Origin of the sequence: Kaistella antarctica (assembly GCF_900109615.1) — a bacterium.
Lineage (GTDB): Bacteria > Bacteroidota > Bacteroidia > Flavobacteriales > Weeksellaceae > Kaistella > Kaistella antarctica.
In genome coordinates this window covers 151,918-163,327 of the sequence record NZ_FOIX01000004.1, presented here as the reverse complement: position 1 = coordinate 163,327, position 11,410 = coordinate 151,918, and the positions used below count along the sequence as shown (strand labels likewise).

The 11,410-nt window shown below is 35.2% G+C and carries 14 protein-coding genes and 1 pseudogene; 12 read left to right on the top strand and 3 right to left on the bottom strand.

Annotated features, from left to right (window positions below; all coding sequences use genetic code 11):
* The first annotated feature begins 112 nt into the window (after positions 1–112).
* The 12 genes and pseudogenes from BMX49_RS12415 (at position 113) to BMX49_RS12360 (ending at position 9,328) form a co-directional block, all read left to right on the top strand.
* Entirely contained in the window at positions 113–751 is a 639-nt protein-coding gene (locus BMX49_RS12415; RefSeq protein WP_034719640.1) for an HdeD family acid-resistance protein, read from the top strand.
* Between the two features lie 65 nt (positions 752–816).
* A complete protein-coding gene (locus tag BMX49_RS12410; protein ID WP_034719642.1) occupies positions 817–1,278 on the top strand; it encodes a hypothetical protein in 462 nt (153 codons plus the stop codon).
* A 3-nt stretch (positions 1,279–1,281) separates the two neighbouring features.
* Positions 1,282–2,061, top strand: a complete 780-nt coding sequence (locus BMX49_RS12405; protein ID WP_034719644.1) for a hypothetical protein — start codon at positions 1,282–1,284, stop codon at positions 2,059–2,061.
* Positions 2,058–3,137: pseudogene (locus tag BMX49_RS12400) on the top strand (PCMD domain-containing protein). Before BMX49_RS12405 ends, BMX49_RS12400 begins: the two are co-directional and overlap by 4 nt.
* Before the next feature lie 63 nt (positions 3,138–3,200).
* Positions 3,201–4,553, top strand: a complete 1,353-nt coding sequence (locus tag BMX49_RS12395) for a serine hydrolase domain-containing protein (RefSeq protein WP_246005130.1) — start codon at positions 3,201–3,203, stop codon at positions 4,551–4,553.
* A 74-nt stretch (positions 4,554–4,627) separates the two neighbouring features.
* Positions 4,628–5,407, top strand: coding sequence for a glucose 1-dehydrogenase (locus BMX49_RS12390; protein ID WP_034719648.1), 780 nt, complete (start codon positions 4,628–4,630; stop codon positions 5,405–5,407).
* A 483-nt stretch (positions 5,408–5,890) separates the two neighbouring features.
* Positions 5,891–6,655, top strand: coding sequence for a hypothetical protein (locus BMX49_RS12385; protein ID WP_051803736.1), 765 nt, complete (start codon positions 5,891–5,893; stop codon positions 6,653–6,655).
* A 44-nt stretch (positions 6,656–6,699) separates the two neighbouring features.
* The gene (locus tag BMX49_RS12380; RefSeq protein ID WP_034719651.1) at positions 6,700–7,347 is read left to right on the top strand and encodes a Pr6Pr family membrane protein; all 648 of its coding nucleotides are present in this window, start codon (positions 6,700–6,702) and stop codon (positions 7,345–7,347) included.
* On the top strand, positions 7,344–7,775 hold the full coding sequence (locus tag BMX49_RS12375; protein ID WP_034719653.1) for an META domain-containing protein: 432 nt from the start codon (positions 7,344–7,346) through the stop codon (positions 7,773–7,775). Before BMX49_RS12380 ends, BMX49_RS12375 begins: the two co-directional genes overlap by 4 nt.
* Entirely contained in the window at positions 7,772–8,560 is a 789-nt protein-coding gene (locus BMX49_RS12370) for an META domain-containing protein (RefSeq protein ID WP_034719656.1), read from the top strand. The genes BMX49_RS12375 and BMX49_RS12370 overlap by 4 nt, the downstream gene beginning before the upstream one ends.
* A gap of 27 nt (positions 8,561–8,587) precedes the next feature.
* Positions 8,588–9,073: a hypothetical protein gene (locus BMX49_RS12365; protein WP_051803737.1), complete on the top strand. Its 486-nt coding sequence runs from the start codon at positions 8,588–8,590 to the stop codon at positions 9,071–9,073.
* Positions 9,074–9,328 (top strand): hypothetical protein, encoded by a 255-nt coding sequence (locus BMX49_RS12360; RefSeq protein ID WP_034719658.1) that lies wholly within the window; start codon positions 9,074–9,076, stop codon positions 9,326–9,328. It abuts the gene before it with no gap.
* Positions 9,329–9,550: 222 nt separating this feature from the next.
* Here BMX49_RS12360 and BMX49_RS12355 read toward each other — a convergent pair whose 3' ends face one another.
* From BMX49_RS12355 to BMX49_RS14805, 3 genes are all read right to left on the bottom strand, one after another.
* Complete coding sequence (locus BMX49_RS12355) at positions 9,551–10,054, bottom strand: GNAT family N-acetyltransferase (protein ID WP_081864365.1); 504 nt, start codon at positions 10,052–10,054, stop codon at positions 9,551–9,553.
* Positions 10,055–10,458: 404 nt separating this feature from the next.
* Entirely contained in the window at positions 10,459–10,995 is a 537-nt protein-coding gene (locus tag BMX49_RS12350; protein WP_177169193.1) for a PepSY-like domain-containing protein, read from the bottom strand.
* Positions 10,996–11,070: 75 nt separating this feature from the next.
* Positions 11,071–11,253 carry a hypothetical protein gene (locus tag BMX49_RS14805; protein WP_034719661.1) on the bottom strand — a complete coding sequence of 61 codons (183 nt, stop codon included), beginning with the start codon at positions 11,251–11,253 and terminating at the stop codon, positions 11,071–11,073.
* Between the last annotated feature and the right edge of the window lie 157 nt (positions 11,254–11,410).

Here is an 11,410-nt window from a genome sequence, read left to right as displayed (position 1 = left end):
ACAACCAAATCTATTTTTGTTAAATAATAAGATTAAAATTGATTGGTTTTATTACGAAATACGGAATAGCAATAATCATTGCTTACATTAAATTTATTAAAAATTAATCAACATGAAAACATCATTTCTCAACTCAATCAAGAATTCAGTAAAACATTGGTACATTCCGTTAATCGTCGGAATTCTATTTGTGATCCTGAGTATCGTGGTTTTTACCTCACCTTTAAGTTCCTTATTAGCACTCTCTATATTTTTTGCGCTATCCTTTTTATTTGGCGGCTTATCGGAAGTCTTTTTCTCTATCGCCAATAGAAATACGCTTCCCAACTGGGGTTGGTCTTTAGCCTTCGGAATTTTAACAACGATTATCGGACTTTCACTAGTTGTTCATCCAGGATTATCAATAAGCGTTCTTGCATTTTATATTGGCTTTTTGTTGCTTTTCCGTTCTATCGCGTCGATTAGTTTTGCGCTCGATGTGAAAAAATATGGAAGTAAAAATTGGGGAAGTCTTTTAGCCTTCGGAATTTTAGGTGCCTTAGCTTCGTTATTTTTAATCTGGAATCCTTTATTTACAGGAATAGGACTCACTATTTTAATGGCTGTCAGTATTTTATTTGCCGGTTTATTCAGTATTTTCTTAGCATTACAATTAAGAAAAATCCATGTCTCATCTAAAGGAATTTCGGCAACATTAAAAGCACGTTACGATGATTTGATGGAGGAAATTCACGATGAATGGGATGATTAATTGAAGTGCAGCCTTGACCAAAGTTTAAATCAGAACGCTCTTTTATCAACTATTAAATATCAATTATGAACAGCGAACAAAAATCTAAATTATTAAAAGGGGCGGCTTTAACTGGAGTCATCAACGCAGTGATCAATGGCGGAATTCAATATTTCTTTTTGAAAGGCCATAGCAGTATTCCCATTTCCGTGGATTCTATTACCAATACGACCGAAACAGTTTTGGGAACTGCCGTGATGTTAGCCATAACTTTGTCAATGATCTTAACTTTGGTTGCCTATTTCGGTATTAAAGGTAAAAAAGCAGCATTGTTTCCCACCACATTTTTATTAACTTTAAAACATGGTTTTGTTACTTTTGGTATCCTCACGTCCTTGGCGGTTGTCTGGCAAAAGTATATGGGAACTGTTGAGGTTTCACTTGTTGCTGCTTTAATCATTATTGGGGTAATTGCAGGGCTGGTTTCTGGCTTTGTTAACTATTTTACATTGAAAGAAAGCGTAATTTCGGAAGAACAAAATAGGTAAAATATGAAAATAAAGTTCTTAATTTTTCTTGGGTTGATCATTACCGGTGTTGCAAAGGCTCAGGTTGAAGAAGATTCGATTTCTTCAAAAAAATACACTCCTTATGAATTGCTGTCCAGTTATTATAACAAAGACTTCAAGCCATTTAAAAAAGGAACCATCTATACCGGATTTGCCATGTCTCTGGAAGATCGACAATCTGAAAACACCGAAAATATCTTCCAGAAAACTTTGGAAGGTGATAAGGTTAATTTTGATTTATCCTTAAAAGGTGGCTACTACATCACTGATTATGGCATGATTGGGTTGAATTTTAACGTTTTTGAAAAAAGATTTGAAGGTGTTTTATTTAAAGATCCAGATAATTTAGAACAGAAAACCATCACGCGTGGATTTAGCATTACACCAAATTATAGAACAACACTTCCTTTGACAGCCAATGAAAGATTAAGTTTTTTCACCACGGTTGGAGTCACTTTAGGCAAAAGCAATACGCTGAAACGGGAAACAAAGAATTTTGATGAGGTTGAAAAATCCTTTACCGAAAATTATAATCTACGAGCAGGCATCAGTCCAGGCGTAAGTTTTTTCGCCATGGAAAATTTTGCGCTTGAAGTTCAATTAGATGTCTTGGGATATGAATTGAACGTAGAGAAAAAGGTTAAAAATGATTTAGAAAGATCACGTGATGTGCGCCAGAATGTGGATTTTAAATTAAATATTTTGAGCGTAAAAGTGGGCTTGGCTTATTATATTATGAACAATAAAAAATCGAAAAAATGAAAATAAAATATATTTGGATGCTTTTTTTCGGTGCGTTGTTTCTAAGTTCTTGTATTCGTGAAGATTATTTCGGGGAATCAGAATACGCCAATATTAAAAATATTGTAGTCAGCAATCAATCTGGGAATGCGATCATTAATAATGAAAACGCTTTAGTTGTAGTTGAAATTCCGGCAGGCGTGGATCTTTCAAAAATTAAAATCGAAACTTTGGAACTTTCTTCTTTTGCAAAAAGTGATGTCAATACTGGTGATTTCATTAATCTAAATGAAGAGGTTAAAATCAATATCATTTCAGAAAATGGAACATCGAGACAGTGGACGATTAAAGCAGATGTCGCTTCAGCCACGCCGCAATTGGATAACTACGATCTCAATCTCTGGTATATGACCGCAACTAATTACGAAGAACCAGGCGAAAGTGCGGCGAATACCATTTGGGGCACCAGAAATCGTGGAACTCAATTATTAAATAAATTAGCCACCAAACCGATTAACTTAAGTGCTGGAAACCGTGCGGCGCAAATGGAAACATTAAATAATGGACCTTTAGGAAACATCTTCGGCGCGCCTATTTCTGCCGGCTCTATCTTCACTGGCTTTTTTAATCCGGACAAAATTGATCCCGTAAATCCAGAAGCAGCAATTGAGTTTGGAACGCTCTTTAGCGGACGGCCAGAGAAACTTCAGTTTAAATATAATTATGAGCCCGGTGCCGTGAATAAAGATAAACAAGGGAATGTTTTGGCTTACGGTGATGCGTGTGATATTTACGCGATTTTAGAAGTTCACAAAGATGGAGTTGTGAAAAGACTAGCAACCGCTTGGTTTAGAGGTGAAGATTTGCAAAATCAACTTATTATAAAAGAAGTCGTTTTCACTTACGGACCTTTAGACAGTAGTTTTCCGGCTTACATGAAACCTAAAAATAATCTCTACGTCGATGCTGCAGAAGCCGCTTAAATTTTGCCGACGCGTATCAGTTTTGTTGCCTCTTCCAGTTTTGCAGGAGCGCAGTTTGCCGGCGCGGTCGGAAGTAAATTGGTCGTAGACGATGTGAAAATGATTTATGATTAAATTAAAAATAATACCGCAAATATTTAATCTCACTAAAACATTAATATTTAAAAAAAATCAAAGATGACAAATATACTGATGAAGAAAAAAAATCAAATTTTGAAACATTCCGCTAAGGTTTTTTCTGCGGCAATGATTTTATCACTAACAACCAATTGTATGGCACAAAATAAAACAGAATTTCTCAGCGCTAAAGAAAGCGAACCCAGCAATTTCGGCTGGATGAAAGGTTTTCCACCACCCGCAGATAAGGTTTTACATACTTGGGATGGATCGTTTTTTAATTTTCCCGCCATTCGGTGGAGTGTGGTTCACATGCGTGAAATGTTACCAACCCAAAATGTTTCCAGAGGAACAGAAGCACCTTCAAAGTTATCTTACAACTTAGATAAGAATATCGACGGTTTAACTTTTATGCCCTGGAATGCGAAAAAGAAAATGACTTGGGAAGAATCACTTTGGGCCAATTATACCGATGGGATGATCATCATGCACAAAGGAAAAGTAGTGTACGAAAGATATTTTTCAGAATTAACGGAACATGATGTTCATGCGGTGATGTCCTTGACAAAATCTTTCACCGGAACATTGGCTTCAATTTTAGTGGCAGAAGGAACTTTAGATGAAAACAAATTAGTGACGTTCTACGTTCCTGAATTAAAGAATTCTGCCTACGCAGATGCAACAGTTCGACAAGTAATGGACATGACAACTGCACTGCAATATTCTGAAGATTACGCAGATCCAAATGCAGACGTTTGGAAATTCTCTAATGCTGGAAATCCATCCCAAAAACCTGCTAATTATAAAGGTCCGATTGGATACTACGAATATTTAGAAACCGTAAAAAAAGAAGGAACACACGGCGAAATTTTTGGATATAAAACCGTGAATGCTGATGCATTGGGATGGATTATTTCTAAAGCCACCAATAAATCAGTAACCGAATTATTATCAGAAAAAATCTGGAGTAAAATAGGAATGGAGCAGGACGCTTATTATCAAGTTGATGGAAAAGGAATTGCTTTTGCGGGTGGAGGTTTTAATGCCGGCTTGCGTGATTTAGCCAGATTTGGAGAATTGATTCGAAATAGGGGAATGTATAACGGTAAACAGATTATTCCAGCGCAGTCAGTTTTAGATATTGAAAAAGGCGGTGATAAATCGGCTTTTGCGAAATCCGATCATCCGGAATTAAAGGGTTGGTCTTACAGAAATATGTGGTGGATGACCGAAAATAAAGACGGTGCATTTGCTGCGAGAGGCGTTCACGGTCAAACGATCTACGTCGATCCCGCGGCCGAAATGGTTTTGGTAAGAATGGCTTCTCATCCGATTGCCGGAAACGCTGCGAATGATGCGACTTCTTTGCCGGCTTATCAAGCCGTGACAGATTATTTAAAAAAGAAGAAATAGCGTTTAGACGGATAGATGATAGACCGATAGATAATAGACAATAAAAGAAAATATAAAGAATAAATTTTAATAAAATGGATACAAAAAAGTTATTTGACCTAACAGGAAAAACAGCCATCGTTACAGGTGGTGCCGGAGGAATTGGACAGGCATGTTGCGAAATGTTGGCAGCGTTCGGTGCCAATGTGGTCGTTTCAGATTATAATCTGGAGGCGGCAAAAGAAACATCGCAATCAATCAATGATAATGGCGGGAAATCAATCGCAATTGATTGTAATGTCTTGGAGGATGAAGCGTTGGTGAATTTGGTAGATAAAACAATAGAGCATTTTGGCAGCATTGAAATCTTGGTCAACAACGTTGGCGGTGGTGGTGCAGGAAAGGAAAGTCCGTACGATATCGAAGTAGCACAATTCAAAAAAGTATTTGACATGAACGTGTTCAGCATGTGGAGACTATGCCAATTGGTTGCGCCACACATGGGGAAAGCGGGTTATGGAAGTATCATCAATATGTCATCGATGGCTTCCATCAATAAAAGTCCGGCAATTAGTGCGTATGCATCTTCCAAAGCAGCGATTAATCACATGACCAGAAACTTGGCTTTTGATTATGGCCCAAATAATATCCGCGTAAATGCAATTGGACCTGGAGCCACAAGAACTGCGGCTTTAAGTACCGTCTTGACTCCAGAATTAGAAAAAGCAATGCTGAAACATACTCCAATAAATAGATTAGGTGAGGCCGAAGATATCGCTGGAGCGGTCTTGTATTTCGCTGCACCAATTTCCAGTTGGACCAGTGGTCAAGTGATTTTCATTAATGGTGGAGGTGAACAGACGTTGGATATGTAGTAGAAAGAAGAACCTCATTATATTTCGAGGGAAATAAAAATATGACCTAGAGCGGGTAGGAGCAATTCAGCTTTTTTGTATGAAAACAAAAACAGGAACTAAAAATTCCTGTTTTTTAATTTTCCGGCTTGAGCGTGATTTTTGTAGAGCGTATGGGGCATTTATTGAAACCCAATAGAGTGTTTTAAAGACTTATTGTTTTAGTCACACAATTGGTCTTGACGATACAAAATAGGCAAGCCGATAATCCCAAAACTATTATTCGCTTTTTCATTTTTTTTCACGATCCTCATCGATATTTTATTAATGTTTTTTTTTCTGTAATAACTGTTATTATTACGATATTAGTTTTTTTCCGAGTATTTTCCTGCAAATTTCAAAATTAAATCACCATATGTTTCTGATAATCTCTATATTTGTTGAATATACTTGAGCAAAACAAAAAATCAAAGAGAATTTCTTAACCACTCATTATTAAATATCATGCTTAATAAATCATTTTTTCTAAAGATTTTATTTCAACTTTCTTTTTTAAGTATTAATAATATAGTAGCACAACGACCTTCCACACAACCTGTGAAGGACATGTTCACGGGAAATTACAGTAGTGAAGGCGACATCAACCAGCAAGGCATTTTAACTTCTGAATTAACCAATACCGGTAAAAAAATTGAAGGTGTAGCAACTTACAAGACATTCGATGGACAAATTAGTACCGGCGTACTTTCCGTAAATGGATATACAGCTCTGGGCAAAGCTTTCATAAGGTTTAGAGATCAGCGAGGTAATATAGTAGCAGACGGTGTTTTAAGTTTTAATTCTAACAAAATGATGATTTTTAAACAAACCACAAGATCTTCGCGTTTGCCTAAAACCAGTGTTTTACAAAAATCTTATGGAGACAATTCCCCGCAGCCACCAACTGCCCCAATAAAAATCAATGGTAAATATTCTACCACAGGTGATGCAAACGGTTCAAATTTTACAATGGAATTGACTGAAAATTTAGGTAAAATTTCAGGAACTGCTAATTATAATGCGGGATATGGTCAGAGCAATTCCGGCGTGTTATCCGTCCTGGGAAATGTAGAAGGAACAAGATCGTATGTGAAGTTTTTGGATCAAAGAGGAAATATGGTTGCGGAAGGATCGCTTTTGGTTAATTCTTCTAATGAAATTATCTTCACACAGAATTCAAATTCGGTCTTATTACCAATGAGGGCGAAATTAAACAGGCGGCAATATTAATGTTTTTTTAAATATTGTATTCGTTTAAAAATTTAATGCTCTACATGAATAAATCTACAAGTGCAAAAAAAACCTTTCAATTCATCGGGTTTTCTTTGGGATGGATAAGTGTTGGTGCGCAATTTATATTAATGATACAAAATAGGCAAGCGGATATTTCCGAAACCATTATTCGCTTTTTTAGTTTCTTTACGATTTTGACCAATATTTTAGTGGCACTGTTTTTCACTGCAAAGGTTTGTAATTTAAAAGGATTTTTTTTTAATTTATTTCGCTCTAAAGGTTCACTAACGGCCGTTACTACATTCATACTCATCGTTGGTTTGGTATATCAGTTTATCTTAAGAAAAACATGGCATCCAACAGGACTTCAAATGATCGTGGATGAATTATTACATACCCTTATTCCTCTTTTTATGTTGGGATACTGGTTAATGAACGTTCAAAAAGAAAATCTGCAAATGAAACCTCTTTTTAAATGGCTATTATATCCGGTTGTTTATCTAATTTTGATAATGACAACAGGGTATTTTTCTCATTATTATCCGTATCCATTTATTAACAGAGATCAAATTGGATTTGATCAAGTTTTATATAACAGTTTATTTATTTTAATTTTTACTATTTCTATATTCTTAATGCTTAAAATTATAGGAAATTATATCCTTAATCTAAAAACCAAAAAATTATGAAAAAGTTAAGTGTCTTACTACTAGTCGCGGTAACATTAGTAATTGTTTCCTGTATGTCGTCCATTATGCCCGTGAAAAATCAACTGGGTACAACTCCATGGGAGCTCGAATATATTACAGGACCTAGAATCGCTTTTGAAGGATTATATCCGGATAAAAAACCGGAAATCACTTTCAATCCTTTAACGATGAATGTTTCTGGAAACAGTGGTTGCAACGGATATTCTGCAGATTATAAAATGGCGGGAAATACCATTTCTTTTGGCGAACCAGGAATGTCGACCATGATGTTTTGCGGCGAAGGAGAACAGGTTTTCCGAAATACGATGAAAAAAATCAATAAGTACAGTATTGACGCCAATGGAAAGTTAAATTTAATGATGAATGATGTTCCCATGATGAGGTTTAAAAGAGCACTTGGCCGATGAAAATCTTCACCATTTTCAACTTCTTCATTCTAATGGTTTCCAGTATTTCCTGTAGTGTCATTACAAAAAGTCCTGCTGAAAATCCGGGAATATCTGAATCAAAATCTTCTGAGACTTCCGTAAGTACTTCTCAAGATATATACTTTAAAGGATCAGGAAATGAACCTTTCTGGAATGTGGAAATCTCAGATGCAGATATTAAATTAAAAACAATTACTGATTCTATTGTAACTCCGTCCGTTGATGCAATCCGAGCAGCAGATCATAATGTGAAATTGTATAGAACACAAGTAGGGGAAAGCACTCTTAGCATTCAAATTATTCAAAATAACTGCACCGATAAGATGTCAGGAAAAAATTCACCTTATTCCGTTTCAGTCGAGTATCAAAAGTATGCTGCAGCTAAACTGCAAAAACTGAAAGGTTGTGGCAATTATGTTACCGATTATCGGTTAAACGATATTTGGGTTTTAGAAACACTTGATGGAAATAAAGTGGAATCAAAAAATTTCCAAAACAAGTTGCCTTCTATGGAAATAAACTCAGCAACTAATTCCTTTTCTGGATTTTCAGGATGCAACACAATGAACGGCAAACTTTTTTATGAAAAGGGTTTACTGCGATTTACAGATGTTGCAACTACAAAAATGATGTGCGATCCGAATAACCAAGAAAATGCTTTTCTAAAAGCCCTGAAAAGTACAACAACTTACAAAATAGAAGTTAACCGACTTTGGCTTTCTAATCCTTCAGGATTAATGTTAATATTTAAAAAAATAGATTAATAAAAAACAATTTAAAAAATAATAATTATGAAAAAATTAATGTTCCTATCACTGTTTGCGCTTACTACGATCGCATGTGAGAATGATAAAAAAACCGAAGTTGCAACAGAGACTGCACCAGAAACTGCAACAGAAAACCCCGTAATATCCGAAACTACAACTGCGGTTCTGGAGCCAGGTTGTTATGAATATATCAAAGACGGAAATAACGTGAAAATGGAAATTACCAAAGTTGCAGACGAGGTAACTGCAAATTTAGCTACTGCATATTCCGGTAAAGATTCTAACAAAGGAACTTTCGTTGGTAAACTAAATGGCGATAAATTGATTGGTACTTACACTTTTGATTCAGAAGGAACTTCAAGTTCCAGAGAAGTTGCTTACGAACTTAAAGATAACCAATTAATCGAAGGTTATGGAGATTTAGATGACAGCGGCACTAAATTTAAAGATGTAAATACGATTAAATATACCTCTACAACACCTTTATTAAAAGTAGATTGTGCAAAATGAGTGGCAGATTGTTTGTTTAAAAATGGACAAAGCTTTTCCAATTTGAAACATTCCTGTTTAGAACTATCTACTGTAAACATTCAACTGAATCCTTTAGAAAATGGTGCATCAACTAAAGGAAATATTTGCTATATTTTATTTGATAATAAAAATAATAATGGCGAAATTTTTCTGCCTTTGCAAGACAAAGGAATTATTTTAAAAAAGACCGTAGAAGGAAATTGGAGTAACGGTGAATATAATTTAATCGCATGAAGAGGCTATGTTCTTTAAAAAGAAAGCAAAGCAATTTTTGGAGGATAATCCTAATACCATTATACATCACGAATAACGATTTAGTATAGCTGTTGGCAAGGATTAGATACAAAATTTAATAATTCTCAGAAACGAAATTTGATGTCAAAAAAATCTAAAGGAACTTCTCTTTGATTTATAGAAATCCTAAGTATTACAAGCTATGCCATCGATCGATGAAAATTAATAGGTGAATACATAATAATCTTTATCATTAAAATTAAAACTACTTACTTTTTTAATCCCCATTTTTTCGTGAGCTCTTAACGAAGCTTCATTATCATTTTGAATAAAGAGAATTCCTTCCCGATTTGGTTCTTGACGTAAAAGTTCTTGAAACATAAGTTGTGCTAAGCCTTTTCCTCGTTGTGTTTTATCAACGCAAACAGGACCGTAAATGTATGAATCCATATTTCCTGGATACGATGTAAACATGGCATCAACAATTGAGACTTTCCTTTTTTTATGTACAGCTTGTGATGTTGTCAAAAGAAAACCTACAATTTCTTCATTTACCAAAGCCACAATTTGAGGCATATCTTTCATCATTTCTTGAATTTGATTTGCATCTAATTCGCCTGACAAAGTTCCTCCTTCTGATTTTTGATTTTTAGATTGAAGTTTTACGATTCCCTCTACATCATGTAGGCTGGCTAATTTTATAATAATATTTTCTGCTGCACCCATCCTTTTTAAGTTATTACAAATAACGTTTTTTTTGCTTTGTTTTTAATAAGTTTAGATGATTAAATTCTATTTTGGTGTTAAAATATTGCCGCCCCAATATCCAGCTGGACCAGTGGTCAAGTGATTTTCATTAATGGTGGAGGTGAACAGACGTTGGATATGTAACAAAAATCAGAGAATTTTTTTTTTTGATAAAGATTGAAAATAAAAACAGGAACCAAAAGTTCCTGTCTTTTTAATTTCAGTTATTTAAAGTGGTTTTTGTAGATGGTTTAATTGTAAATTTAATTTATTAAAAGATGCGGCAGTTTGTGACTTTATAATTAAATACCAATTCAAAGATCTTAATGTACAAGGTGAAATTTTAAAATCTTAAACTCCCTAGTTATTTCCATCTACTACGCCTATTTCTGTCCGGTAGATTTCAAAAAATCACCATTCATATTAAAATGTAAGATTTGTCCGTTATTAAGCTTGATAGCTTGATTTTTTTTAGTCAGTTTCCAATCGAGAATGAAATTATTTGAAAAATTTTCTGAAACATAATTATTGATTTGTTCTGGAGTAACACCCTCTGGTAATTGTGACGTGCTGCTAATGCAAATAATCTCTTTTCTGCAATTGAATTTTAAAGCAGTATTCCCCGACAAATTGACATCGTAGATCCCGATCAACTCATCTTTTCGGGCTATGCGCCGGGTAGTCGAGCTGGGTCTGGCATGAGTTGAAAATAAATCTGTAACCATTTTAGGAAAATCAGACGAGGGAACCACTTTAACAATCTCCGTTATTGAACTGGCCGGAAAGTGCGCGGAAACATATTTAGTTATTTCAACCGGGAATTCAGCAGCAGGAACATTTTCATGTTTATCGCAACTTATTAAGGTCATAATCACCGCAATTGCTGCGAATGCCACTGTTACCAAAGTTTTTATTCTCATTTTCATTTTTTAGTTGTACTAAAATCAACCTTTTCCAATCTAAATACTTGCACCGGATCATTAAAAGGTCGGATACTAAAAGTCTTTCAATCGCCCCTTCATGGAATCAAGCGATGATCTCATTTTTCCTATCGCGGCATCAACCGCATTGTCAACAGAGTGTCCCGAACCTGTTACGACCAACGGTTGCATTCCTTTCAAGGCGCGCTTCGAGTACGCACCTCTTATCATTTTCACTTTTCTTATCGCGATCTTCATCGCTGAGTTTCACTTCTAACCTCGTTAAATGAGTGCTAAATCGGTCCAAAGCAGTCGCGATTGTAACGCCCAAGCGCGTTCTTAATTCCTCAGTTCCCTCAATATTGCTATCTGTATTGATAATAATTTCCATTCTTTACTTTTTTTAATGTTAAAT

Excerpts from the sequence above, each read along its gene's own strand:
- BMX49_RS12415 (WP_034719640.1), top strand. The coding sequence starts at position 113 with ATGAAAACATCATTTCTCAACTCAATCAAGAATTCAGTAAAACATTGG.
- BMX49_RS12410 (WP_034719642.1), top strand. The coding sequence starts at position 817 with ATGAACAGCGAACAAAAATCTAAATTATTAAAAGGGGCGGCTTTAACT.
- BMX49_RS12405 (WP_034719644.1), top strand. The coding sequence starts at position 1,282 with ATGAAAATAAAGTTCTTAATTTTTCTTGGGTTGATCATTACCGGTGTT.
- BMX49_RS12395 (WP_246005130.1), top strand. The coding sequence starts at position 3,201 with ATGACAAATATACTGATGAAGAAAAAAAATCAAATTTTGAAACATTCC.
- BMX49_RS12390 (WP_034719648.1), top strand. The coding sequence starts at position 4,628 with ATGGATACAAAAAAGTTATTTGACCTAACAGGAAAAACAGCCATCGTT.
- BMX49_RS12385 (WP_051803736.1), top strand. The coding sequence starts at position 5,891 with ATGCTTAATAAATCATTTTTTCTAAAGATTTTATTTCAACTTTCTTTT.
- BMX49_RS12380 (WP_034719651.1), top strand. The coding sequence starts at position 6,700 with ATGAATAAATCTACAAGTGCAAAAAAAACCTTTCAATTCATCGGGTTT.
- BMX49_RS12375 (WP_034719653.1), top strand. The coding sequence starts at position 7,344 with ATGAAAAAGTTAAGTGTCTTACTACTAGTCGCGGTAACATTAGTAATT.
- BMX49_RS12370 (WP_034719656.1), top strand. The coding sequence starts at position 7,772 with ATGAAAATCTTCACCATTTTCAACTTCTTCATTCTAATGGTTTCCAGT.
- BMX49_RS12365 (WP_051803737.1), top strand. The coding sequence starts at position 8,588 with ATGAAAAAATTAATGTTCCTATCACTGTTTGCGCTTACTACGATCGCA.
- BMX49_RS12355 (WP_081864365.1), bottom strand. The coding sequence starts at position 10,054 with ATGGGTGCAGCAGAAAATATTATTATAAAATTAGCCAGCCTACATGAT.
- BMX49_RS12350 (WP_177169193.1), bottom strand. The coding sequence starts at position 10,995 with ATGAGAATAAAAACTTTGGTAACAGTGGCATTCGCAGCAATTGCGGTG.
- BMX49_RS14805 (WP_034719661.1), bottom strand. The coding sequence starts at position 11,253 with ATGAAGATCGCGATAAGAAAAGTGAAAATGATAAGAGGTGCGTACTCG.